This window comes from Sedimenticola hydrogenitrophicus, from assembly GCF_029017505.1.
In the GTDB taxonomy this organism is placed as follows: Bacteria; Pseudomonadota; Gammaproteobacteria; order Chromatiales; family Chromatiaceae; genus Sedimenticola; species Sedimenticola hydrogenitrophicus_A.
This window is the reverse complement of record NZ_JAQGEI010000015.1, coordinates 91,901-117,389: the sequence shown is the minus strand read 5'-3', so window position 1 is coordinate 117,389 and position 25,489 is coordinate 91,901. Positions and strand designations below refer to the sequence as shown.

At 61.9% G+C, this 25,489-nt stretch carries 20 protein-coding genes; 12 read left to right on the top strand and 8 right to left on the bottom strand.

Features of this window, described 5'->3' with window-relative positions; all coding sequences use genetic code 11:
• The first annotated feature begins 279 nt into the window (after positions 1-279).
• The 5 genes from O9K64_RS11505 (at position 280) to O9K64_RS11485 (ending at position 5,274) form a co-directional block, all read left to right on the top strand.
• A complete protein-coding gene (locus O9K64_RS11505; RefSeq protein ID WP_275098210.1) occupies positions 280-1,548 on the top strand; it encodes a DUF1611 domain-containing protein in 1,269 nt (422 codons plus the stop codon).
• Positions 1,545-2,648 carry an alanine/ornithine racemase family PLP-dependent enzyme gene (locus O9K64_RS11500; RefSeq protein WP_275098209.1) on the top strand — a complete coding sequence of 368 codons (1,104 nt, stop codon included), beginning with the start codon at positions 1,545-1,547 and terminating at the stop codon, positions 2,646-2,648. Before O9K64_RS11505 ends, O9K64_RS11500 begins: the two co-directional genes overlap by 4 nt.
• Before the next feature lie 258 nt (positions 2,649-2,906).
• Positions 2,907-3,503, top strand: a complete 597-nt coding sequence (locus O9K64_RS11495) for a MarC family protein (RefSeq protein WP_275098208.1) — start codon at positions 2,907-2,909, stop codon at positions 3,501-3,503.
• Between the two features lie 147 nt (positions 3,504-3,650).
• Entirely contained in the window at positions 3,651-4,166 is a 516-nt protein-coding gene (locus O9K64_RS11490; protein WP_275098207.1) for a hypothetical protein, read from the top strand.
• Positions 4,167-4,545: 379 nt separating this feature from the next.
• On the top strand, positions 4,546-5,274 hold the full coding sequence (locus O9K64_RS11485) for a glutathione S-transferase (protein ID WP_275098206.1): 729 nt from the start codon (positions 4,546-4,548) through the stop codon (positions 5,272-5,274).
• Between the two features lie 104 nt (positions 5,275-5,378).
• On the opposite strand, the gene O9K64_RS11480 is transcribed toward O9K64_RS11485, so the two are convergent.
• Positions 5,379-5,951, bottom strand: a complete 573-nt coding sequence (locus O9K64_RS11480; RefSeq protein WP_275098205.1) for an NnrU family protein — start codon at positions 5,949-5,951, stop codon at positions 5,379-5,381.
• 345 nt (positions 5,952-6,296) lie between these two features.
• Here O9K64_RS11480 and O9K64_RS11475 point away from each other — a divergent pair, with 345 nt between their 5' ends.
• Together O9K64_RS11475 and O9K64_RS11470 are read left to right on the top strand one after the other, a co-directional pair.
• Entirely contained in the window at positions 6,297-7,268 is a 972-nt protein-coding gene (locus tag O9K64_RS11475; protein ID WP_335342278.1) for a hypothetical protein, read from the top strand.
• Between the two features lie 128 nt (positions 7,269-7,396).
• Positions 7,397-8,059 carry a hypothetical protein gene (locus O9K64_RS11470; RefSeq protein ID WP_275098204.1) on the top strand — a complete coding sequence of 221 codons (663 nt, stop codon included), beginning with the start codon at positions 7,397-7,399 and terminating at the stop codon, positions 8,057-8,059.
• Here O9K64_RS11470 and O9K64_RS11465 read toward each other — a convergent pair.
• The 3 genes from O9K64_RS11465 to O9K64_RS11455 all read right to left on the bottom strand — a co-directional run bounded on the left by O9K64_RS11465 (position 8,056) and on the right by O9K64_RS11455 (position 11,369).
• Positions 8,056-9,765, bottom strand: a complete 1,710-nt coding sequence (locus O9K64_RS11465) for an AMP-binding protein (RefSeq protein WP_275098203.1) — start codon at positions 9,763-9,765, stop codon at positions 8,056-8,058. The two genes, O9K64_RS11470 and O9K64_RS11465, sit on opposite strands and share 4 nt — an antisense overlap.
• A 32-nt stretch (positions 9,766-9,797) precedes the next feature.
• Complete coding sequence (locus O9K64_RS11460; RefSeq protein WP_275098202.1) at positions 9,798-10,913, bottom strand: Glu/Leu/Phe/Val family dehydrogenase; 1,116 nt, start codon at positions 10,911-10,913, stop codon at positions 9,798-9,800.
• Positions 10,914-11,135: 222 nt separating this feature from the next.
• A complete protein-coding gene (locus O9K64_RS11455) occupies positions 11,136-11,369 on the bottom strand; it encodes a hypothetical protein (protein ID WP_275098201.1) in 234 nt (77 codons plus the stop codon).
• A 174-nt stretch (positions 11,370-11,543) separates the two neighbouring features.
• Between O9K64_RS11455 and O9K64_RS11450 the strand changes: the two genes are divergently transcribed.
• The 3 genes from O9K64_RS11450 to uvrD all read left to right on the top strand — a co-directional run bounded on the left by O9K64_RS11450 (position 11,544) and on the right by uvrD (position 16,668).
• Positions 11,544-12,098, top strand: a complete 555-nt coding sequence (locus O9K64_RS11450) for a hypothetical protein (RefSeq protein WP_275098200.1) — start codon at positions 11,544-11,546, stop codon at positions 12,096-12,098.
• 532 nt (positions 12,099-12,630) lie between these two features.
• Entirely contained in the window at positions 12,631-14,196 is a 1,566-nt protein-coding gene (locus O9K64_RS11445; protein WP_275098199.1) for a class I adenylate-forming enzyme family protein, read from the top strand.
• Between the two features lie 306 nt (positions 14,197-14,502).
• A complete protein-coding gene (uvrD, locus tag O9K64_RS11440) occupies positions 14,503-16,668 on the top strand; it encodes a DNA helicase II (protein WP_275098198.1) in 2,166 nt (721 codons plus the stop codon).
• Positions 16,669-17,032: 364 nt separating this feature from the next.
• Here the strand turns inward: uvrD and O9K64_RS11435 are convergent, their stop codons facing one another.
• Both O9K64_RS11435 and O9K64_RS11430 read right to left on the bottom strand, forming a co-directional pair.
• Positions 17,033-17,701, bottom strand: coding sequence for a pseudouridine synthase (locus O9K64_RS11435; protein WP_275098197.1), 669 nt, complete (start codon positions 17,699-17,701; stop codon positions 17,033-17,035).
• Between the two features lie 52 nt (positions 17,702-17,753).
• A complete protein-coding gene (locus O9K64_RS11430; protein WP_275098196.1) occupies positions 17,754-19,142 on the bottom strand; it encodes an FAD-binding oxidoreductase in 1,389 nt (462 codons plus the stop codon).
• Positions 19,143-19,432: 290 nt separating this feature from the next.
• On the opposite strand from O9K64_RS11430, the gene O9K64_RS11425 reads away from it, so the two are divergent.
• On the top strand, positions 19,433-19,987 hold the full coding sequence (locus O9K64_RS11425; protein WP_275098195.1) for a TRAP transporter small permease subunit: 555 nt from the start codon (positions 19,433-19,435) through the stop codon (positions 19,985-19,987).
• Positions 19,984-21,363 carry a TRAP transporter large permease gene (locus tag O9K64_RS11420; RefSeq protein ID WP_275098194.1) on the top strand — a complete coding sequence of 460 codons (1,380 nt, stop codon included), beginning with the start codon at positions 19,984-19,986 and terminating at the stop codon, positions 21,361-21,363. Before O9K64_RS11425 ends, O9K64_RS11420 begins: the two co-directional genes overlap by 4 nt.
• 74 nt (positions 21,364-21,437) lie before the next feature.
• On the opposite strand, the gene O9K64_RS11415 is transcribed toward O9K64_RS11420, so the two are convergent.
• The gene (locus tag O9K64_RS11415) at positions 21,438-22,511 is read right to left on the bottom strand and encodes a TRAP transporter substrate-binding protein (RefSeq protein ID WP_275098193.1); all 1,074 of its coding nucleotides are present in this window, start codon (positions 22,509-22,511) and stop codon (positions 21,438-21,440) included.
• 445 nt (positions 22,512-22,956) lie between these two features.
• Complete coding sequence (locus O9K64_RS11410; protein WP_275098192.1) at positions 22,957-25,245, bottom strand: NADP-dependent malic enzyme; 2,289 nt, start codon at positions 25,243-25,245, stop codon at positions 22,957-22,959.
• Between the last annotated feature and the right edge of the window lie 244 nt (positions 25,246-25,489).

The window sequence follows — 25,489 nt, the reverse complement described above, 5'->3', positions numbered from 1 at the left end:
AGTGCCATTCGAATCTGACCCCATCGTTCGCCGGTCTTGTCATTCCGAGAGGCGTGGTACAGCAATACGATTGGACGCTGCATGATTACCGCTGATGAGTAACTGTGACCACCTTTGGTCGGAAACCCCAAGTATTTCCCAACTCTTCGGAAGATCCGTGTTAACCTGAGGGTCGCTTAACCCCACCGCTTAGTGGGGACTCTTCTTGACAACCGGGTAAATCAATCCGGCAATCACTACATTGCGCCCTCTGAGCCCCGTACAGCTCAAGGAACCCTTATGTCCATAGTTTATTCCGGTCCGCAGCGGGCTCGCCCGTATTCTCCGCAGGGCCCTCCGGTTGCCGTTGCGCCACTTCCCATCCCTACTTCTTCGCTCGCTGCTTATACCGAACTTCCCCCATCTCCCTCCTCGATACGTTTAAAGCTTGGCCTCATTGATAGCGACGGTGCTGTGCGTAAACCGGCTGCCACCGCGATTGTCTATTGCGAGTCAAACTTCGGCGAGATTGATGGAAAGACCGCGAACGGGCTGGTCCGTCACTCGGAAAAGTATCAGATTCTCTCGGTCATCGACAGCGAGAAGGCGGGGTTCGATACCGGCACGGTGCTCGACGATAAGCCAAACGGCATCCCGATTTGTCGCGATCTGACCGCCTCACTCAAGCAGGCGGGCTGTGTGCCGGATTACTTCATCTTTGGTATGGCGCCCGCCAGTGGCATGTTATCGGTGCACGAGCGTGACCTCGTGCTCAATGCTATCGGCCTCGGCATGAACATCGTGAACGGTCTGCATGAGTTCTTGAACGATGATCCGGAGTTTACGGCGGCCCGCATAGCGAACAACGTCAGTATTCTTGACGTTCGCAAGCCTCGCCCGAAGAAGGATCTGCGGATGTTCAGCGGCCGTATCAACGAGGTAACCTGCCCGCGTATCGCCGTGCTGGGCACCGACTGCGCCATTGGCAAGCGCACTACGGCCACCGTTCTCGCCCGTGCCCTCAAGGATGTCGGTTTAAAGGCGGTGCTGGTCGGCACCGGGCAAACCGGTCTGATCCAGGGTGCTCGCTATGGTATCGCGATGGATGCCGTGCCGTCGCAGTTCTGTGCCGGCGAACTGGAAGCCACCATCGTCGAAGCGTTCGAGGCAGAGCAGCCCGACGTCATTATTGTCGAGGGGCAAGGCGCGCTGAGTCATCCGGCATTCTCGACCACATCGTTCATTCTGCGCGGTAGTTGCCCCGATGCGGTGGTGTTGCAGCATGCACCGGGACGTGTCGCCCGCTGTGACTTCGACCAGATGGCCATGCCGTCGCCGGCCAGCGAGATCAACTTGATTCAGACCTTCGCCGATACGCGGGTCATCGGGCTCACGATCAACCACGAGCATATGAGCGATGCCGAGATCAGCGCGGCCATCGACAGGTATGAAACCGAACTCGAAATCCCCACAACCGATGCGTTGGCCCGGTCACCTCAGCGTCTGCTGGAGATGGTCTTCGCGGCGTTCCCCGCGCTTCAGGAGAAGCTGCCCGTTGGCGCCAAGTGACGGCACCGCGACTGGAAATAGATCTCGATAAGATCCATCACAACGCCCGTACCCTGGTTGAGAGACTGGCCGGACTGGGCATCTCGGTCACGGGCGTGACGAAAGCGAGTCTCGGGTCAGCCGATATCGCCAAGGTGTTACTGCGCGCCGGCGTGAGCGCGCTTGGCGATTCGCGTATCGAGAATATCGAGGCGATGCGTAGCGAGCACGTTGCGGCGCCCATGGTGTTGATCCGCTCTCCGATGCTCAGCCAGGCCGACCGGGTCGTGCGACAAGCCGACCTGAGCTTCAATACCGAGCTGGCGGTGATCAACAGGCTTTCGTGCGCTGCCCGGGCAGCGCAGCGGACGCACCAGGTCGTGCTGATGGTTGAGCTTGGCGACCTCCGCGAAGGTATCATGCCCGCTGACCTCAACGACATAGTGCGTGCGGTGCTGCAACTGCCGAACATCGTACTCAGCGGTATCGGTACCAACCTGGCATGCCATGGCGGTATCTCACCCGATGCGGACAACATGTCCGAGCTGTCCGCGCTGGCGGATTCGGTCGAGGCCACCTTCGGTGTGAGTCTTGATCTGGTGTCGGGTGGCAACTCGGCCAACCTGGATTGGGCATTGAGTGGCGTAGAGATCGGGAGAATCAACAACCTCCGTCTTGGTGAGGCCATTTTGCTCGGTTGTGAGCCGCTCCACCGTCGACCGATCGAGGGCCTGCACCTCGACGCGATTACGCTGGTTGGCGAGGTGATCGAGGCGAAGCTGAAGCCGGCGCGCCCATGGGGCACAATCGCGCAAACCGCGTTCGGAGAGGCAAGCGTTGTTGCTTGTCGCGGGGACATCGCGCGGGCGATTCTCGCCATCGGCCACCAGGACGTCGATCCATCGGGTCTCAAGGCGCCTATCGGCACCCGGATACTGGGCGCTAGCGGCGACCATCTCATCACCCAGTCCGATAGCAACCATCCCCAAGTGGGTGCCGAGATCAGATTCGGGCTGAACTACAGTGCGCTGGTCCGTGCAATGACCTCGCCGTTTGTGGCCAAAGTAATGATGGCCGCAACATACGAGAAGCCGTGTGTCCCTGTCGAATCCCATCATTGAAACGGCAAGTCATCCCTGATCAATTCATTCACCGAGCGGTAATACGCCTATCCAATTGAGTAGCAGACCTTGACCCTATTGATGCTCGGATTAGCATGAGTGTTCCGGTTCCCAGGGGCGGGATCGTGCTGTTTCCTGTACAGTAAGTGCAGCGAAGGCAATGGGGAACGGGCCACGGTTTCCGGTCCACGGGGACAGCCGCTGTTCTCGCGCCACGCAGTGACACGGCAATGGCCGTTAATCATCGGGAGCTGGAAAATGCACTGGAGTGACATCGCCTCGGCGGCCGTGACCCTGTTTCTGATCATGGACCCACTCGGTAATGTGCCGGTTTTCAACGCGGTACTTGTGAAGCTGGATCGGCGTCGTCGCACCCTGGTGGTCGCCCGCGAGCTGCTGATTGCGCTGATTATCCTGCTCGGGTTCCTGCTGGCCGGCAACACCATTCTTGGGTTCCTGGGCTTGACCCAGCCGTCGTTGAGTATCGCGGGCGGTATTCTGCTGTTTATTATCTCCCTGCGGATGATCTTTCCCGGCAAGGCGACGGATGATGAGGCGGTTCAGGATGATCCGTTCATCGTGCCGCTGGCGGTACCGCTGATTGCCGGTCCGTCGACTATCGCCGTGCTGTTGCTGCTGAGTTCCAATCAACCGGATCGGATTGTGGAATGGAGCCTGGCGCTGTTGCTGGCGTGGCTTGGGGTGACGATTTTGCTGGTGACCTCGCCCTATCTGCTCTCTGTTATCGGACTCCGTGGATCGCGGGCATTGGAGCGTCTGATGGGTATGATCCTGGTGATACTGGCCACCCAGATGTTGTTGAATGGGATAAGGGTTTTCGTTCAGTCCCTCTAAGTCAGGGTTGCTTTACCGGGTGCAGCAGGAAAGAATGACAGCGCCTGGTAACAGTTGTTGAAACTGTCCCCGTGTGAAAAAATGATCCGCTGCAGTCGCACGCAACAGGCTGACGCGCAAAATAATTTACAGACCACCTGCCTTTCCATGCCGACGAACCAAGCCAGTAGCCAAGAGAAAATCCAACTGGAGCACCAGGCGGCCAAGCTCTTCATGCGCTGGTACGAACACGACACCGGCATACCGATCCGCCATATCTGGCATAACCGTCCGGCCAAGCCGGATGTCTCCTGCCAGCTGGAGGGGGCGCGGCTGGATCTGGAGATCGCCCATCTCTACGGTACTGAGCAGGAGGCGATGAAGATACTGGGTCGGAACCTGAGTGACCAAACCCGCCTGGAGCTGCGTCGGCTGGAGCGGGAGACCGACCCCCACCAGCGGCTGCTCAATGCGCTCAACCGAATCCTGAAGAACAAGTCGACCAAGCGCTACAAGACCAAGCGGGTGTGGCTGGTGATCCGCAATGCCCATCCGGCCTGGACCTCGAATGAGATCGAAGCGTTGCAACACCATATTGATGTACCGTGTGATCACACCTTTGAACAGATCTGGATAGTGGGTGATTTCTCCGCCAAGAGTGGCATCGTGCAGTTGTATCCGTAGTCCTCGTTCCCACGCTCCGAGACTGTGAAAGTATTCAGGCTGATCAACGCGGCAAAAAAATTGACCGCCTGAGAAGCCCGTAGAGAGGCGATCGCCATCTCGGGAAGGGTTTGGGTACCCCCCCTTTTCGCGTCATTTGGCAATACTTTCACAGTCTCTCCGCGTGGGAATGCATACCACGACAACAGCGTGGGCACAAAACGTGCCCAACCTCCCCGTTGGGGCGTCGGGGATTTCGACGGCAGGAGCGGCATTGTGCAGCTCTATCCTTGGTTGTTGGTGGATGCGCCCTTCGGGCTTATCCACCCTACAGCCGCCCCGCTACTAAGCTGTAGGTGTCGGCCTATCGCCCGTTCCATGTCATGCACAGGAGGGATCCATGCGCTACGAACTGTTCTATTGGCCTTCGATCCAGGGACGCGGCGAGTTCGTGCGCCTGGCCCTGGAGGAGGCGGGCGCGGAATACATCGACGTGGCCCGCGAGCGCGGCCGCGGCAAGGGGCTGGCAGCGATGCAGCGCCTGATGGCGGGGCCTGAGCTGGCGCGCCCGCCCTTCGCCCCGCCCTTCCTGCGTGCCGGTCGCCAGGTGATTGCCCAGACCGCCAATATCCTCTACTTTCTCGGTCCGCGCCTGGGGCTGGTGCCCGAGTCGGAGAGCGCCCGGTTGTGGGCGCACCAGCTGCAACTGACGGTGGAGGATCTGGTGGTGGATGTGCACGACACCCACCACCCGGTGGCCAGCAGCCTGTACTACGAGGAGCAGCGGGACGAGGCGCGACGCCGCGCCCGCTACTTCACCGGGGAGCGGGCGCCGGAACTGCTGGGTTATTTCGAGCAGGTGCTGCAGGCCAATTCCGGCGGTCGGGGTTACGGCGTGGGCCGTCGCCTGAGCTATGTCGATCTGTCCTTGTTCCAGGTGGTTGCCGGGCTGCGCTACGCCTTTCCCCGCATGATGGCAGAGCTGGAGCCGACGTTGCCCGGACTGGTGGCGCTGCACGGGCGGGTGGCAAAGCGGCCGAATGTCGCCGCCTACCTGGCCTCCGCCCGGCGCCTGCCGTTCAACCAGGACGGGATCTTCCGCCATTACCCGGAGCTGGATCGCGGTTAAACCCGGACATGCCATCTAACTGCTAATGTATTGCTAATTTTGACCAAATTAGCAATAGAGGGGCATTGAGTTTGGTGTATCCATCGGATCACCACCCGGCCCGACTAGCGGATCAGCACCACCCCGAACAGTGAGCCGTGCAGCCAGAGCAGGAAACCGACGTAGAGTGCCAGCCCGGCCAGCAGGGCGACGGCATCGTTCCAGGCGGCGGGCGGGGCACCCGGGATCGGGCGCTGCACCCGCCGGTTCATGGAGAGCCGGTCGGCCATCGCCCACAACAGAAAGCTCCCGAACAGCAGCAGACTCGCCAGGGTGCCGGTGGCCAGCAGGTGGGCCAGGGCCCAGAGCAGGGTCGCCAGCAACATCGGATGTTTGGCCGCCGCCTGGATGCGCCCGGGAAAATAGGTGGCAATCAGCAGCGGGAACACCGGCAGCATCAGCAGCAGGCTGACCGGCCGGGCCCAGCCGGGTAGCGCGTACAATACGACCGCTGCCTGCTGCGCCTGGCCGTAGCCCCGGACGATAAGCACCAGCCCCGCCAACGCCACCAGGCCATACAGCCCCTGCCAGGCCTTCTCGCCCAGCCGCGTGGCCAAGCGGTCGCGCCAGGGCTGGTTGACGATCGATATCGAGTGGCTGGCGAAGAACAGAACGAGACCGGCGATCAGTTGTGCCATGGGAAGCAACCTCCGTGTGGATACCAACCACAACTATAGCCTGCCCCCGATGGCAGCGCCGCATCGCCCGGACGGGAATCACCGCGGGAGGGCGCTATACTTTGCTAACGGTACCTATATCGGCGCAGGATAGGTGACGGAGGCATAACGTTACCTCTCGAACCGAAAGGCAATCCCCGAGCATGTTGTCAGGTGCGCACCCGAACCCGCCGTCGGGCGACCGGGAAATCGTTGGGTTACGCGGCGCCCGGGCATTGTCGTGGTCTGCAGGCGTAGTGCCTGCGCGCCGCTAACCCAACCTACGTAACTAGGCGTCGGTCGGTCGGCCCGAGAGGAGGTGTGGCTATGCCCCGGAGACAAGTGATCCGCTACCTGTTACTGATACTGTTCAGCCTGCCGGGGTGGGTGATGGCCGGCGCCGAGGTGCGGGAGTTTGCCGTACCGGACGGCGATCACCCGCACGACGTGGCCCCGGCGGCGGATGGCGGGGTCTGGTACACCGCCCAGCACGCCGGCGCCCTGGGTTGGCTCGACCCGGCCAGCGGCGCCACCCGCCGCATCCCCCTGGGTGACGGGGCGAGTCCCCACGGGGTGATCGTCGGACCCGATGGTGCCGCCTGGGTCACCGACTCCGGTCTCAACGCCGTGCTGCGCGTCGATCCGCACAACCAGGCGGTGCGGCGTTTCGCGCCGCCTGCCGGGACCCCCTACATGAATCTCAACACCGCCGCCTTCGATGCCCGGGGGATACTCTGGTTCACCGGCCAGGCCGGCTACTACGGTAGCGTCGATCCGGACAGCGGCGAGGTGCGGGTGTTCGAGGCGCCGCGCGGGCGCGGGCCCTACGGCATTAGCAGCGGAGCGGACGGGAACATTTACTACTCCTCGCTCGCCGGCTCGCATATCGCCCGGGTGAACCCGGAGACGGGGGTGGCGGAGGTGATCGAACCGCCCACCCCGCGCCAGGGTGCGCGGCGGGTGTGGGGCGATTCGCAGGGCCACATCTGGGTCAGCGAGTGGAATGCCGGTCGGCTCGGTCGTTACCACACCGCCACCGGGCAGTGGCGTGAGTGGCCACTCCCGGGTGACCGGCCCAGGGCCTATGCCGTCTATGTCGACGCGCAGGACCAGGTCTGGGTGTCCGATTTCGGTGGTGATGCCATATGGCGCTTCGATCCCGTGACAGAGGCCTTTGAATCGATCACCCTGCCGAGTCGGAACGCGATGGTACGGCAGATTCACGGCCGCCCGGGGGAGGTCTGGCTAGCGGAGTCGGCGACTGATAAGCTGGCGCTGATCCGCACTCCGGTGGAGTGAGCTGATCCCGCCCTCCCCCATCCAGGGAAGTACCCCGCGCTAAGGATAATGCTCTACGGGGGGCAGTTAATAAGCTAACATCCCGTGCCCTCATGCAATTGCAGGTCTCATGGATAAGCAGGAACAGAATGCTACTCGTCAATAAGAGCCAGGACCGGGCCGTCAGGCGCGGGCGCTATCTCAAGCTCCTGCTGCTGATCCTGGTGCTGGTGGGGCTGCACTTCACCGGAGTGTGGCTTGAGGAGCAGATCAATATTGGTGGGATCACTCCCCGGCAGGCGGCGATGCGCGACCTGCTGATCCTGGGGGTGGTGCTGTTCTATATCCTGTTGATGGCGATACCGTTCATGCCGGGAATGGAGATCGGTCTCGGCCTGATGATGCTGTTGGGCAGCAAGGGGGCGGTGCTGGTCTATCTGTCCACCCTGGCAGCGCTGTCGATCAGCTACCTGGTGGGGCGCCTGATTCCATCCGCTCTGGTCTGCCGATTCCTTCAGTGGCTCCATCTCGAGCGTGCACGATTGCTGGTGTTGCAGCTTGAGCCGCTGGGCCGCAGCGAGCGTCTGCGGCTGCTGCAGGATCAACTGCCGGACAAGGTGGCGCTGTTCCTGGTCAATCACCGCTATCTGAGCATTGCCGCTATTCTCAATATGCCGGGGAATGCGTTGATCGGTGGTGGTGGCGGTATCGGTCTGATGGTGGGCATGAGCCGGATCATCCCCTATTGGGGTTATCTCGCCATGTTGACCCTGGCGGTTGCACCGATACCGTTGTGGTTTTACTTTGGCTAGGATTCCGCCCCACCGCTCTCCGCCAACATCAGCTCGCGCATGCGGAATTTTTGCAGTTTGCCGGTGACGGTCATGGGAAACTCGTCGACGAAACGGATCTGCTTCGGCACCTTGAAGTGGGCGATCCGTTCCTTGCAGTAGGCGCGGATTTCGGCCTCGCTGGCCTGTTCACCCGCGCGCAGCTTGATCCAGGCGACCACCTCCTCGCCGTAGAACGGGTCGGGTATGCTGAACACCGCCGCCGAGGCGATCTTGGGATGGGTGAACAGGAAGTCCTCGATCTCCCGGGGGTAGATGTTCTCGCCGCCGCGGATGATCATCTCCTTGAGCCGGCCGGTGATGCGCAGGTAGCCGTCCGCCTGCATCACCCCCAGATCCCCCGAGTGCAGCCAGCCCGCCGGGTCGATGGCTTGGGCGGTGGCCGCGGCATCGCCGCAGTAGCCGCGCATCACATGATACCCGCGATAGCAGACCTCCCCCACCGCGCCGATCGGCACGGTCTGCCCGCTCTCGGTGGAGACCAGCTTCACCTCCTGGTGCGGCAGGTTGATGCCCACCGTCTCGGTGCGCTGCTGCAGCGTGCTGTCGGGGCGGGAGAGATGGGTCAGGGGCGAGGCCTCGGTCTGGCCGTAGCCGACCAGGATCTCGCCGCAGTGCATCTGTTCGGTGACCCGGCGCAGCAGCTCCGGGGCACAGGGGGCGCCGGAGATGATGCCGGTGCGCAGGGAGCCGAGATCGAAGCGGCTGAATTGGGGATGGTCCAGCTCGGCGATGAACATGGTGGGCACCCCGTGCAGGGCGGTGCAGCGCTCCGCCTCGATGCTCTCCAGCACCTGCAGCGGGTCAAAGTGTTCGCACGGGATCACCAGGCAGGCGCCGACCGAGAGGCTGAGCAGATTGCACAGCACCATGCCGAAACAGTGGTAGAACGGCACCGAGACACAGAGCCGGTCTTCCGGACCGAAGCGCAGGCCCTGGGCGGCGAACCAGGCGTTGTTGATCAGGTTGTGGTGGCTCAGCAGCACCGCCTTGGGTGAGCCTGTGGTGCCGGAGGTGTACTGGATATTGATCGGGTCGTCCCGGTCCAGGGTGGCGGTGACCGCCTCCAGCGTGGTGCCGGATACCGCTTCGGCGGCATCGAGCAGATCGCCCCAGACGTCCAGGCCGGGTGCCGGCCGTGGCGTCTGGTCGGGCGCCTGGGGATCGTACAGCACCACCCGGCGCAGGGCGGGAAAGGCCGCGGAGCGCAGCGGCCGTTCGCTGCTGTCGCGCAGCTCCGGCAGCAACTCATGGAGCATCCCCAGGTAGTCGCTGCCGCGGAAGGCGGGGATGATGAACAGCCCCTGCACCTCGGAACGGCGCAGGGCATAGGCCAGCTCATGGCCGCGGTAGGCGGGATTGATGTTGACCAGGATGACGCCGATGCGCGCGGTGGCCAGCTGCAGCAGCAGCCATTCGATATTGTTGGTCGACCAGATGCCGATGCGATCACCGCGGCCGAAACCGAACCCGATCAGTCCCCGCGCCACCCGGTCTACCGCGGCGGCCAGTTCCCGATAGCTCAGGTGCCGCGACTGGGGACGGCCGACCACCGCCTCGCGCGCGCCATGCTCGGCTGTCACCCGCGCCAGCCACTGTGGAATGGTGTCGCCCAGCAGCGGGGATTCGCTGCCGCAGTGGTGGTAGCTGGTGGACGGTTTGCTCATGCGGGGGGTTCCTTGCACAGGGGGGCGATGGGCTAGAAGATGGACCAGCGCCGGGTCGCCATGGCCCGCTTTACCCGTTCCACGGCCATTGCCTCGGCCGCCTGCCGGGGCGGAATCTTCTCCTGCGCCGCCCGTTCCAGCACCTCCGCGGTGTTAGTGCTCACTTTCTCGGTAATCGCCTCGAACGCTGCACTCTGGCTCATGTGCCGGTACTCCATGGCACCGCAGATGACGCCGCCGGCATTGGCGATGAAGTCCGGGATGACCAGCACCCCGCGTCGATGCAGGGCCAGCTCCGCGTCGCCGGTAAAGGGGATGTTGGCCCCCTGCACCACCAGTTTGGTATCCATCAGCCCGACGTTGCCGGCGTGGACCACGTCCGGGCGCGCCGCCGGTATCCAGATGTCGCAGGCGATGCCGACCACCGCATCGCGCGCCAGTTTTTCTCCCTCGGGGTACTGGTGGACGCTTTTCCCCTCGCCCTTGAGGCGGATCAGTTCGTTGAGATCGAGACCGTCCGGGTGGTAGATGGCGCCGCGGGAGTCCGCCACCGCCACCAGCACGGCGCCCTTCTCCACCAGAAAACGGGCGGCGTGGAGGCCGACCGAGCCGAAGCCCTGGATCACCAGGTGGGCGCCGTCGAGGCTGAAGTCGACCTGTTTCATGGCCGCATCCACGGCGCTGCTCAGGCCCCAGGCAGTGGCGCCGAGCTCATCCAGGGGGATGCCGCCGAGCGCCCGGGGCAGCCCCACGGCGCGGCCGCCCAGCTCATCCTGGATCCAGGCCATGCAGCTCTCGTCGGTGCCCATGTCGGGGCCGAAGATGTACTCGTCATTGCCACGCAGGGCGCAGGCGAGGGCGCGGATCAGCGGCTCCTTCTGTTCCCGGGGCATTTTCGGGTCGCCGAACAGGACCGACTTGGCACCGCCGTGAGAGAGCCCGGCGGCGGCGTTTTTCAGGGTCATGGCGCGGGCCAGCCGGGCACACTCCCGGGTGCTCACATCGGGGGCCATGCGCAGCCCGCCGATGGCCGGTCCGCAGGCCACGTTGTCGACTACCAGGATCGCCTTCAGCCGATGGGTGGGCTCATAGACATGGAGTATCTTGGCCGGGCCCAGTGCATCTGCCTGATCAAAGACTTCGCTCATGACCGGGGTCCTTGTTTGCCTTGTTTGAGTGGGTTGCCGCGCTCTCTCGGGTATTCCGTGATCACGGCCGCTCAATCTAAGTAAAGCATATATTTCTGCCGGGTCGGCGAGGGATGCGGAGGCTACCTGGCGGACCACATCACCCACCGTCAAACGGTGGGTTACGGCGTGCACGGCACTATGCAAACGGCCACCCCTGCGCAAAGCTACGGGAGTGGTTGCCTATCCCCCGTTTTTTGTCTTTTTGTCTCTCTTTTCCTTCTCCTCCTGCTCCTCTTTCATCTTTTTCTCGTTTTCACCCGCATAGGCCTTGCGGTGTTCGGCGGCGGTGTCGCTCATCTTCTCTTCCGAGACGCCGCCCGGCCCGTAGGCCTTGCCCTCTTTCTTGGCGGCCAGGAGATTGCCTGAGGTAACCATCAGCAGGGCGCTCAACAGTACAGCGGTTATTGACTTCATGGTTGGTCCTTGATGTTGAATAGAGACGACACTTGGGATTATAGACCCGAACCGGTACGGAATAATTTGCCGCAGCGGTAATCGGGATGTCGGTTCAATCCGGTCATATACTTTGGGTGAAACCCGGTCGGATCCGACTTGTCTACCAATTAGAGCCAACCTGCGAGGTCGCGGATGAACGCCCTGAAGAAACTGACCCTGACCCTTTTCGCTCCGTTGCTGCTGGTCTCCTGTGCGCAGCAGGCGCTTCGGGATCCCGGTTCGCCCTATTACCGGGTCCCGGAGGGCAGCCGGATTACCCTGAACCAGCCGCTGGAGATCCGCCCGGGACACGCCCGGGTATTTGTCCAGCGTGGCGCGGCGACGGACTTTTCCGGTGTGGACCAGTACTGGCCCAGCTGCAACTTCGAGGTGCGGGAGCTGAAACAGGAGCCGCAGCAGATTCAGCCCGATACCTTTACGGTTGTACGAGTCCAGCAGGGTCGGAGCCCGATTGTCGGCCAGCCGCGTCTGCAGGTCGCCGGGTTTAATATACTGTCGCAAATGAGTGATGCTACGGGTCCACCCCTGGTGGCCCGCTATTATGATATCTGGCTGGCATCCGACCGGCAGCCCAATGTGATGCGCATGCGCTGTTTCGGCGCCATGGCCGACCTGTGGGAGGCCGATCTGCCGCTGTTCATAGAGATCGAGGCGGCCCTGGGGGCCATCGCCACGATCGAGCTCTAGCGTTCAGTCCATGAAAAGTATTTCTGATTACTCACCATGCTCAGCTAGGGCCGGACACCGTTTATTAAGCCGCGAATGAACGCGAATAGTGAGAGGCTGGGCAAATGCCCACGTTCCCCACCTACATCCCCGTAGGCGAAGCTGCGTGCCCATCAATGGCGAGCGCTTCGTTTCGCGTGTCCTGCTTATTCGTCGGATTACGCTACGCTAATCCGACCTACGATCCCGGTGTAGGTCGCGTTAGCCGAAGGCGTAACCCGACAGAGCAATTGAATTTGCCGCCTGGGGGAGGGGTATGACCACCACAGGTAGTGGCGGCTTCACTCAACCGAATCCCCAATAACCTTATTCGCGTTCATTCCATCCCTGTACCACTCCTCTTGCACCACTCCTCGCGGCGCATCTTTTTTCTGTGATAAATTAACCCCACAAGACCTGTGCTGATTCCAGCCCCGCTTCATCGGCTTGTACCGGGCATGCGGGGTGGTGTTTCAGGGGTCGCCAATAACCGAGCGACAGGCCAGCCCCAGAGATGTTGATTACCGAGATTTTGTCCCGCAACGGGCGCATGTATGCCGACGAGATCGCGCTGGTGGAGCGCGATCCGGCCGCCAATCGTCGGCGGGAGATCAGTTGGCGGACGTTCGATCGGCAGGCGAGTCGCCTGGCCAACGCCCTGCTGGCCCACGGCGTCGCCCGGGGTGATCGGGTGTTGCACCTGATGATGAACTCGCTCGAGTGGCTGCCCGCCTATTTCGGCATCCTGCGCGCCGGGGCGATCGCCGCCCCGCTCAATTTCCGCTTCGAGGCCGAGATTATCCAGCGCTGCAATGAGCTTGCCGAGGCCCGGGTGCTGCTGTTCGGGCCGGAGTTCAGCGAACGCATCGCCGCGGTGAAGCCGGCCCTGGACCGGACCATCCACCACTATGTGTATGTCGGGCCGGACCAGGATTGCCCCGGTTTTGCCATCGCCTACGACCGCTTTGTCAGCGGGGCCGCCGATACGCCGCCGCGGATCGAACTGGAGATCAGCGACCAGGCGGCGCTCTACTTCACCTCCGGCACCACCGGCCTGCCCAAGGCGGTGAGCCTGAGCCACCGCAACCTGGAGCACGCCTGTTATGTGGAGAACCAGCACCACCGGCAGACCCACGAGGACAACTTCCTCTGCATCCCGCCGCTCTACCATACCGGGGCCAAGATGCACTGGTTCGGTAACTTCGTGGTCGGTGCCCGGGCGGTGCTGCTGAAGGGCGCGCGCCCGGAGTGGATCCTGGAGGCGGTCTCCGAGGAGCAGGCCACCATCGTCTGGCTGCTGGTGCCCTGGGCCCACGACATCCTGATCGCCTGGGAGAACGGCGAGCTCGATTTCGGCCGCTACCGGCTGGATCAGTGGCGGCTGATGCATATCGGCGCCCAGCCGGTGCCGCCCAACCTGGTCAAGGCGTGGAACAAGCTGTTCCCACACCACGAGTACGACACCAACTACGGCCTGACCGAGAGCAGCGGTCCCGGCTGTATCCATCTCGGCGCGGGCAACAGCCACAAGATCGGTGCCATCGGCAAGCCCGGCTTCGACTGGGAGGCGTGTATTGTCGATGACCGGGGCAACCGCCTGCCGGCGGGTCAGGCCGGTGAACTGCTGGTGAAGGGACCCGGGGTGATGCAGGGTTATTACCGCAACCCGGAGGCGACCGCCGAGACCCTCCAGGACGGCTGGCTGCATACCGGCGACATCGCCCGGCTGGACGGGGAGGGCTTCATCTGGCTGGTGGACCGCAAGAAGGACCTGATCATTACCGGTGGCGAGAATGTCTCGCCGGTGGAGATCGAGCACTTTTTTCTCGAACACCCGAGCATCCAGGATATCGCCGTGATCGGCACCCCGGACCAGCGGCTCGGCGAGTTGGTCACCGCGATTATCCAGCTCAAGGAGGGGCACAGTCTCACGGAACAGGCGCTGGCAACTTTCGCGGAGCGGTTGCCCCGCTACAAGCGACCGCGGCGCTTCCTGTTCGACAAGGTGCCGCGCAATGCCACGGGCAAGATCGAGAAACCGCGGTTGCGAGCGCGCTACTGCGCTGAGGTAGAGGTTTAGTTTGGTCGGGAGGGCATGCTTTTGTGCCCACTCGGAGTCTGGACAAAAAAAACGGGCATGAAGCGATCAATGCCCGTTAGCTTCCATCCCGGATCCCCTGGTGCGCGACTCCCTGCGCGCGGGATTTATTGTTGATTACACCACCACCTTGAATCTTTACCCCCTGCCCATATTCCATGGACTCCCTTTATAAAACTGTACAAACAGTAAGGGAATGACGGTGGTCAATTAAATGCCACCCGCTCATCGGTCAGTCGCCGATCACAAGCGGTCGTGATCCCGCACAACCGCTGTTAAGATAAGCCGATGGACGTATCACATATTCTCGAAGGTTTGAACGATGCCCAGCGCGAGGCGGTCTCCGCGCCGCCGGGCGGTATGCTGGTGCTGGCCGGTGCCGGCAGCGGCAAGACCCGGGTGCTGGTGCACCGCATCGCCTGGCTGCTGCAGGTGGTGGGGGCCGCGCCCTGGAATATCCTGGCGGTGACCTTCACCAACAAGGCGGCCCGGGAGATGAAAGGGCGCATCGAGACCCTGCTGGGGCAGCCGGTCGGCGGCATGTGGGTCGGCACCTTTCACGGTCTCGCCCACCGCCTGCTGCGCGCCCACTGGAAGGATGCCAATCTGCCGCAGAGCTTCCAGATTCTCGATTCCGACGATCAGTACCGGATGCTCAAGCGCCTGCTCAAGGCGATGGACCTGGACGAGGCGCGCTGGCCGCCACGCCAGGCCCAGTGGTTTATCAACGGGCGCAAGGATGAAGGTTTGCGGCCCCAGCACATGGACGATGGGGGTGATCCCTACCAGCGCACCATGATTCGCATCTACAGCGAGTACCAGGCCGCCTGCGAGCGTGGCGGCGTGGTCGATTTTGCCGAGTTGCTGCTGCGCGCCCATGAACTGCTGCGCGACCGGCCGGATATCCTGCACCACTACCGGGAGCGCTTTCAGCACATCCTGGTGGATGAGTTCCAGGACACCAACACCATCCAGTACGCCTGGCTGCGGCTGCTGGCGGGGGAACAGAACCACCTGTTTGCGGTGGGCGACGATGACCAGTCGATCTATGGCTGGCGCGGTGCCCGGGTGGAGCATATCCGTGACTTCCGCAAGCACTTCCCCAACGCGCCGCTGTTGCGGCTGGAACAGAACTACCGCTCCACCGCCACCATCCTCAAGGCGGCCAACGCGGTGATCGCCAATAACCCCTCGCGGCTCGGCAAGGAGCTGTGGACCGATGGCGAAGAGGGTGAGCCGATCCTGCTCTACAACGCCTTCAACGAGGTGGATGAGGCGCGCTTTGTGGTGGAGCGGATTCGTCACTTTACCGAGGAGGGTCACCGCCGTGACGAGTGCGCCATCCTCTACCGTTCCAACGCCCAGTCACGCCAGTTCGAGGAGGCCCTGATCCACGCCCAGCTGCCCTATCGGGTCTACGGCGGGCTGCGTTTCTTCGAGCGCGCCGAGATCAGGGATGCCCTCGCCTATCTGCGCCTGGTGGCCAATCCCCAGGAGGACCCCTCGTTCGAGCGGGCGGTCAATCAGCCGCCCCGCGGCATCGGCCCGCGCACCCTGGATGCGGTGCGCGCTCACGCCCGCGACTTCGGCTGCTCCCTGTGGCAGGCCGCTCAGGAGCTGGTCCAGGGTGGCGCCATGGCCAAGCGCGCGGCCTCGGCATTGAACGGCTTTCTGGAGCTGATCGCCGAACAGCAGGCGTCCACCCGGGGGCTGGCGCTGCACGAGCTGGCGGACCAGGTGGTCTCGGCCGCCGGCCTGGCGGAGCACTTCCGCAAGGGCCGCGACGGCAAGGGCCAGGACCGGGTGGAGAACCTGGAGGAGCTGGTCAATGCGGCGCGCGAGTTCACCTACGAGGTGGCCGAGGATGAGGATGAGCTGGACCCGCTGTCGGCCTTCCTCTCCCATGCGGCGCTGGAGGCCGGCGAGAACCAGGGGGATCAGTTCGAGGATTGCGTGCAGCTGATGACCCTGCACTCGGCCAAGGGGCTGGAGTTTCCGCTGGTGTTCATCGCCGGGGTGGAGGAGAAGCTGTTCCCCCACAGCATGTCGGCCGAGGATCCGGAGCGGCTGGAGGAGGAGCGGCGCCTCTGCTACGTGGGCATGACCCGGGCCATGGAGCAGCTCTACCTCACCTATGCCGAGAGCCGGCGATTGCACGGCAGCGAGTCCTATCCCCTGCCCTCGCGCTTTCTGCGCGAGATCCCGGCTGAGCTGGTTCGCGAAATCCGCTCCCGGCCGCAGATCAGCCGACCGGTCTACGGTGCCTCATCGTCCGGCTTTGCCGATCCCGCCTGCGGCTTCCAGCTGGGCCAGCGGGTGCTGCATCCCAAGTTCGGCGAGGGGGTGGTGCTCAATGCCGAGGGCCAGGGCGGCAGCGCCCGGGTGCATGTCAATTTCGAACAGGTGGGTGCCAAGTGGCTGGTGGCGGCCTATGCCAACCTGCAGCCGCTTTGAGGCGGTTACCGACTCGGAACGACGCCAAAGAGCGACAGGCGCCTGGCGGCGAATTAACGCAAATGAACGCGAATAGGACAACTTCACAAGCAGCCGCCGTAGCAAGTCCGTAGGTTGGGTTGAGGAACGAATCCCAACATTAGGTCACGCCCGCCCGAACCCCCGTTGGGGTTCGCAGGCTCACCCCAACCTACGCCTGAATCCGTGTTTATCTGTGTGAGTCCGTGGTTCCCCAGTGTTTTTTGTAGGGTGGATAAGCCAGAGGCGCATCCACCAGTGCTACGGTGGATGCGCCTACCGGCTTATCCACCCTACGATACGATTGCTGGTGATGAGGCCAGCGCTTCCGTAGGCCGGCCCCTGCTCAGAACGGCGCCGGAGAGTGGAAGGTCATGGATTCGCCGCTCAGGGGGTGTCGCAGGCTCAGCTCACAGGCGTGCAGCTGCAGGCGGGGTGCCCGCTCCCGATTGACCGGGTCGGCATACAGGTTGTCCCCCAGGATGACATGGCCGAGTGCCAGCATGTGCACCCGCAGCTGGTGGGAGCGCCCGGTCTCCGGGGTCAGTTCCACCCGGCTGCTGGCGTCCTCCGGCCGGTACTCCAGCCGCCGGTAGTGGGTGATGGAGGGCTTGCCGATTTCGTGGTCGACGCGCTGTCGCGGCCGGTTCGGCCAGTCGCAGATCAGCGGCAGGCGGACGCTGCCGCAGGCCGGCGCCAGCCGGCCGTCGACCACGGCGATATAGCGTTTACCGATCTCCCGCTGCTGGAACATCCGGTTCAGCGTGCGATGCATTTCACTTCCCCGCGCCATCACCATGACACCGGAGGTGCACATGTCCAGGCGGTGCACGGCCAGGGCATCGGGAATCCGCGCCTGTACCCGCCGCGCCAGCGAGTCCTGCTTCTCCTCCCCCCGTCCCGGTACCGAGAGCAGCCCGCTGGGTTTGTTCAGTACCAGCAGTGCCTCATCCTGATAGAGGATTTCAAGGCCGGTATCCGCCGGCGGGTGGTAGCTTCCGATAGCTGCATTCATCGTCGGAATCATACAGGGATCCCGCGGGAAGAGTTTTCTGCCATGAGCCTGCTCAATCCATCCGCAACACTTTGCCCGGATTGAGCAGGTTGTCCGGGTCCAGGGTCTGCTTGAGCTGGCGCATCAGCACCACCCCTTCCGGGTTCTGCTCCTCCAGGAATCCGATCTTGCCTTGGCCAATGCCGTGCTCGCCGCTGCAGGTGCCGTCCAGGGCGAGGGCGCGGCGCACCAGACGGTGGTTCAATGCCTCGGCCTCCTCGATATCCTCGGGTCGGTCCGGATGGGGCAGGATCGCCAGGTGGAAATTGCCGTCCCCCACGTGACCGAGCATGACGATGGGCATGCTGGCCCGGTCGATGTCTGCGCGGGTTTCGCGGATGCACTCCGCCAGCCGCGAGATTGGCACGCAGACATCGGTGGTGATGGCCCGGGTGCCGGGCTGCAGCTGCAGCGCCGACGGGTAGGCGTCGTGGCGCGCCTTCCACAGGCGGTTGCGCTCCTCGCTGCGGGTGGCCCAGCTGAAATTACCGCCGCCAAACTCGCTGGCGAGCTCCTGTACCGCCTCGGCCTGCTCCTTGACGCTGGCGGCACTGCCGTGGAATTCCAGGAACAGGTGGGGTTGCTCCGGGTAGTCCATTTTCGAATAACGGTTGATGGCGTGCATCATCAGTCCGTCGAGCAGTTCAATACGGGCAATCGGGATACCCGACTGGATGGTGAGGATCACCATGTTGATGGCGTCGTCCACGCTCGGGAAGCTGCACACCGCCGAGGAGATCGCCTCCTGCAGGCCGTGCAACCGCAGGGTCACCTCGGTGATGATCCCCAGGGTGCCCTCCGAGCCGATGAACAGGTGGGTCAGGTCGTAGCCGGCCGAGGATTTTTTCGCCCGGGTGCCGGTGCGGATAATGCGCCCGTCGGCCATGACCACCTTCAGCGACAGCACATTCTCTTTCATGGTGCCGTAGCGCACGGCGTTGGTGCCGGAGGCGCTGGTGGCCGCCATACCACCGAGGGAGGCGTCGGCCCCCGGATCCACCGGAAAGAACAGGCCGGTGTCGCGCAGGTGACTCTCCAACTGCATCCGGGTGACCCCGGCCTGCACCGTGCAGTCCATGTCCTCCGGGTTGACTTCCACAATCCGGTCCATCCCGCTGAGGTCAATGCAGACCCCGCCCCGCAGCGCCTGTACATGCCCTTCGATGGCGGTGCCGGTACCGTAGGCGATCACCGGAATCTTGTGGCGGGCGCAGATCTTCACGATCGCGCTCACCTCCTCCGTGCTGTTGGCAAACGCCACCGCATCCGGTGGTACGGTCTTGAAACCGGATTCGTCATGCCCGTGGTGCTCCCGGACCGCGGAGGCGGTGGAAAGCCGTTCGCCGAGCAGTTCGGTCAGTGCTGGGAGCACACTGTCGACAGCGCCGTAGAGAGTGGTCATGATGTTTGTTACCTGAATGTCCGAGGATTACCCAATGGATTCTCGCCTACAACCCCTCGGGCGTAAAGGGGGCGTAAAGCGTGGCCTTTGCAGGGTTATCATCCGATTTCCATTGCTCGCATGGAGGTGGTTTCCGGTCGTTGAATCTTGTATGGTTCAATGGTTTAGGCTCGCGCAAGAATAATTCCGTAGTACCAAGGGGGTCCAGGGGCGACCGAATACCGGAACTTGTTCTTGCGCGAGCCCTTAACTGCAGTAACCCATAAAAATTAGCCTAAGGGTTTTACTCTATGCAAAAGTTTCTACGTCTTTCCGGCATCATCGATGCCGTGAATGAACGGATTGGACGGCTGATCTCCTGGCTGGTTGTGATTATGGTGCTGCTGGGCGCCTACAATGCCATCACCCGCAAGCTGAGTCAGACGATCGGTATTGATCTGAGCTCCAATGCCTATATCGAGGCGCAATGGTTTATGTTCAGTCTGGTGTTTCTGTGGGGCGCCGGTTATGCGCTGAAAAACCAGGCCCATGTGCGGGTGGATATTCTCTACGCACGGGTATCGGATCGGTTCAAGGCGTGGATAAACATCATCGGCACCTGTCTGTTTCTGTTCCCGTTGTCGGCGTTGATCCTATGGGTCAGTTACAGTTATGCGGCCGACTCCTGGGCAATCCTGGAGGGATCCCCCGATCCGGGCGGCCTGCCACGCTATCTGATCAAATCGGCCATACCTATCGCCTTTATCCTGCTGATCGTTCAGGGCATCAGTGAACTGATCAAGCAGATCGCCTTCCTCAAGGGGTTTATCCCCTTCCCCCAAGTGCATGAGGAGGAGGGCATATGAATCCCGACCTGTTAGGCCCCATCATGTTTGGCGGCGCACTGTTGCTGATTTTCATGGGCTATCCGGTGGCCTTTGCCCTGGGCGGCACGGCGTTGGCGTTCGCCGCCATCGGCATCAACATGGAGCTGCTGGACTTTGCCCTGCTGCAGGCCATGTCCCAGCGCATCTTCGGGGTGATGCAGAACTACACCCTGTTGGCGGTACCCTTCTTCATCCTGATGGGTATGGTGCTGGAGCGAACAGGACTGGCGGAGGATCTGCTGAAGACCATGGGCATCGCCTTTGGCCGGATGCGCGGCGGACTCGGGATCTCGGTGGTGATTGTGGGTACCCTGCTGGCCGCCGCGACCGGCGTGGTCGGCGCCACGGTGGTGGCGATGGGTCTGATCGCCCTGCCGATCATGCTTGAGAGCAAATATTCCAAGCCCCTGGCCTGCGGGATTATTTCCGCCTCCGGGACGCTGGGCCAGGTGATCCCCCCCAGTATCGTCCTGATTGTACTGGCGGATCAACTGGGCGCCCCGGTGGGCGATCTGTTTGTCGGTTCGCTGATTCCCGGGCTGATGCTCTCCGGACTCTATATGGCCTATATCGGCCTTATTGCACTGACCCGGCCCAAACTGGCCCCGGCGATGTCGATAGAGGCGCGAAATCTGGACGGGAAAAAACTGAGCCGGGAAATCATCCTGGTGATGATTCCCCCGCTGGCGCTGATTGTGGTGGTGCTGGGGAGTATCTTTGCCGGCTGGGCGACACCCACCGAGGCGGGTGCCTTTGGTGCGGTCGGCGCCATGGCGCTGGCGGTGCTGAAGCGCCGCCTGACTCTCAGTTCGATGCTGGACAGCATGACCGAGACGGCGAAACTGACCAGTATGGTGATGTTTATCCTGGTCGGTTCCCAAGCGTTCTCGCTGGTGTTCCGTGGCCTGTACGGTGATCTCTGGGTGGAGGATCTGCTGACCTCCCTGCCGGGCGGCATCGTGGGCTTCCTGGTGCTGGTAAACCTGTTGGTGTTTGTTCTCGGGTTCTTTATCGATTTCTTCGAGATCGCTTTTATTATCGTCCCCCTGCTGGCGCCCGTGGTGGTCAGGATTCTTGCACCGATGTTTGCCGAGTTCGACGAGCCGGGACGCATGGCGCTGGTCTGGTTCGGTGTCATGATCGGCATGAATCTGCAGACTTCGTTCCTCACGCCGCCGTTCGGCTTCTCACTTTTTTATCTGCGTGGCGTGGCTCCCCGCTCGGTCACGACGGCCGATATCTATCGCGGCGCCGTACCTTTCATCGTGATACAGCTGATCGGCCTGCTGGCGTTGTTCTACTTCCCGCAACTGGTGACTGGATTGCTGAGTATCGGGGTTGGTCAGTCCGCTTAACAAAAAAGGCCCCAACTCCGTCAGGAGTTGGGGCTTTTTTTGTCCAGCAACTGCTTTGTGCGCCAGCGGTGTGACTATTTGAAGTTGAAGCGCGAGTAGGAGGTTTCGGCGGTATTGAACCAGGGATCGGATTCCTCCTTGAACGCCTTCCAGCCCTCGTAGATACTCTTGAACTGGGCATCACCTGCCGCCAGCTCATCATATAGCGCATAGGCCTCCTTACGCGCGGCCTCCAGGATCTCCTGGGAGAATTCACGCATTTCCACACCCTTGCTCACCAGACTATTCAGGGCCTTCGGGTTCTTCGAGTCATAGTCGACCATCATGTCCAGATTGGCCTCGGCGGCGGCGGAGGCGACGATCTCCTGATACTCTTTCGGCAGGCTGTCCCACGCCTTCTGGTTGACATAGAGGCTCAGGGTCGGGGCGGGCTCCCACCAGCCCGGATGGTAGTAGTATTTGGCCACCTTGTAGAAGCCGGCCTTCTCGTCGTCGTAGGGACCCACCCACTCGGTGGCATCGATGACACCACGCTCCAGCGCCGGATAGATTTCTCCACCCGCCAGCACCTGCACGGTGACGCCGAGCCGGCTCATTACCTTGCCACCCAGCCCGGGGATGCGCATCTTCAGGCCTTGCAGATCGGCCAAGGTGTTGACCTCTTTGCGAAACCAGCCGCCCATCTGCACACCGGTATTGCCGGCGGGGAAGTTGACGATATTGTGCTGCGCGTAGATCTTGCGCATCGCCTCGATTCCCCCTCCGTTGTATAGCCAGGCATTCTGCTGGCGATAGGTGAGGCCGAAGGGGATGGCGGTATCAAAACCAAAAGCCGGATTTTTCCCCACATAGTAGTAGGAGGCGGTGTGGCCCATCTGTACCGTGCCCTGGGATACCGCATCGAAGACCTCGAGGCCGCCGACCAGTTCACCACCGGCATAAGGGATGATCTCGAACTGACCGCCGGTCATCGCCTTGACCCGCGCCGCAACCGTTTCGGCGCCACCATAGATGGTGTCGAACGCCTTCGGCCAACTGGTGGCCATTCTCCAGCGAATTTTTTTGTTGCTCTGGGCCAGTACCGCCGGCGCGGCGCCAGCGGCCACGGCTCCGACGGCGGCCTTCTTCAGAAAATCACGACGCTTCATCTGGATCTCCTCAGGTTTGGTAAAGTTATTATCTGAACAGCATGGAAACTTATATATATGCGATCAACACAGGGAGTGCAAATGGAATCGTGAATTTATAACACCCGTAATGATAGGGGCTTGCATTGGCGATAAAATCAACCGGACCAATAAACAGTTGCAGGTGCAACATTTTGCAGTTTGATAAAACGGAAGGAGGTTGTAGTATATGAACAGAAAAAATCAGGCGCACCCGGGTTGATCGGGGCGCGCCTGAAGTGAGGGCTCGCGCAAAAATAAGTTTCGGTATTCGGTCGCAACTGGCCCCCGCTGGTGGCGTTACGCTTTTTGCCAAGGGAACGGCCATTGCCTGCAAAGCGTGCCTTGCCAGCGGGGCCCAGTTGCGCTCTCGGTACTGCGAAATTATTCTTGCGCGAGCCCTAAGGCAGATATTCCGTATTGTGGTTCAGCCCGCGGCGTGGGTCGTTTGCCAGTCAATCGCATCCACCACCGCCACGGCACTCATGTTGACAATGCCGCGTACCGTGATCGAGTCGGAGACCGCGTGGGCCGGATACTTCAGCCCGGTCAGCATCGGGCCCACCGGGACGGCTTCGCCCAGCATCTTGACCATGTTGTAGGCGATATTGGCCGAGTCCAGGTTGGGCATTACCAGCAGATTGGCCGCACCCTTGAAACGTGAATGGGGGAACACCTTGTCACGGATCTCATCGGAGAGCGCCGAGTCGGCATGCATCTCACCCTCCACCACCACGCCGGGGTACTGCTCATGCAGAATCCGCCGTGCCTCCTTCATCTTGCGCGAGAAGGCGTTATCCCGGCTGCCGAAGTTGGAATGGGACAGCAGCGCGGCCTTGGGCGACATGCCGAAGCGCCGCACAATCTCCGCCGCCATGGCGGTCTTCTTGGCGATCTGTTTCGGCGAGGGATCGGGGGTGACATGGGTATCGGTGAGGAAGAAGGTACCCTTGGACAGGATCAGCATGGTGATGGCCGAGCAGTCGGTGGTGTCTTCGCGGATGCCGATGACACTGCGGATATATTTCAGGTGCTGGATATAGGCGCCTTCCACGCCGCAGATCATGGCGTCCGCATCGCCCTGCCGGGTCAGCAGCGCGGCCAGCACGGTGGAGCGGGTACGGACCACGCCGCGCGCAAACGCCGGAGAGACACCGTTGCGTCCCTCGATCTCGTGATAGTGTTGCCAGTCCCGTTCGAAGTTCGGGTTGTCGTTCATGTTCACGACCTTGACATCCTGACCGAGCTGGAAGCGCAGGCCGAGACCCTTGGCCTTCTCCTCGATCACCTCCGGGCGGCCGATCAGGATCGGTTTGCAGATGCCGTCATCCACCAGCACCTGTACCGCCTGCAATACCCGGGTCGCCTCGCCTTCGGCAAACACCACGCGCTGGGGATTGGCGATGGCGCGCTCGAATACCGGCTTCATCACCAGACCGGAGCGGAATACGAACTCGCGCAGGGTGCGGCGGTATTCATGGAAGTCCTGGATCGGCCGGGTGGCGACGCCGGAGTCCATGGCCGCCTGGGCAATCTTCGGCGGCAGGTCGGTCATCAGCCGAGGATCGAACGGTCTGGGGATCAGGTACTCACGACCGAACTGCAGCGCCTGTCCGCCGTAGGCGGCCTGCACCTGGTCGGAGGCCTCCTTCATCGCCAGGTCGGAGAGCGCCTCGACACAGGCGATTTTCATCTGCTCATTGATGGTGGTGGCGCCTACATCCAGCGCGCCCCGGAACAGGAACGGGAAACAGAGGACATTGTTGACCTGGTTCGGGTAATCGGAACGGCCGGTGGCGATGATGGCATCCGGGGCCACCGCGAGCACCTCTTCCGGGGTGATCTCCGGGGTCGGATTGGCCAGGGCCAGAATGAAGGGCGGACTGGCCATCTTCTGCACCTGATGCCGCTTCAACACGCCGGGTCCTGAAAGGCCCATGAAGATATCGGCGCCTTCGATGACATCATCCAGGGTGCGTTGGTCGGTGTCGATTGCGTACACCTCCTTGTAGGGGTCCATGGCCGCCTTGCGACCCTTGTAGACCACGCCATCCAGGTCGACCACCCGGATGTTCTCCTTTTTCAGTCCCATGCTGACCAGCAGGTTGAGGCAGGCCAGGGCCGCGGCGCCGGCGCCGGCACAGACCAGCCGCACCTCCTCGATCTTTTTTCCGGCTACCCGCAGTCCGTTACGCACGGCGGCGGCGACCACGATGGCGGTACCGTGCTGGTCGTCATGGAACACCGGGATATTCATCCGCTCGCGCAGTCGACGCTCAATCTCAAAGCACTCCGGGGACTTGATATCCTCCAGATTGATGCCGCCGAAAGTCGGCTCCATGGCGGCGACGGTCTCGATGATCTTTTCCGGGTCCGTCAGGTCGAGTTCGATATCGAATACGTCGACCCCGGCAAACTTCTTGAACAGTACCGCCTTCCCTTCCATGACCGGCTTGGCCGCGAGTGGACCAATGGCGCCAAGTCCGAGTACGGCCGTGCCATTGGTGATAACGCCCACCAGATTGCCCCGGGCGGTGAGATTGGCCACTTCATTGGGGTCACGGACGATCTCATCACAGGCAGCGGCAACACCGGGTGAATAGGCGAGTGCGAGATCGCGTTGGTTGACCATTTTCTTGGTGGCAACAATCTCCAGCTTCCCGGGTTTGGGGTAACGGTGATACTGAAGTGACGCCTCGCTCAGCTCGTCTGACATATCCTATTCCTTATATATGCGGGGGTTGGTGATTCGGCTTAGATTAAAAAAACAAATAATGACTATAGAATTATCGAATAGATTATACCAATGCCAACAAATAGTAACCTGGATTTTGCAAGTTTAGGGCTATTTTTCAGCTATTCCCAGAATTTAATGAAAAATTAGTATGAATGTCCTATTTATCTTGCGGTTTTTTACCATGAACATGGATTCTTAGTGGGAAATGCCGTAAGATTTCGTC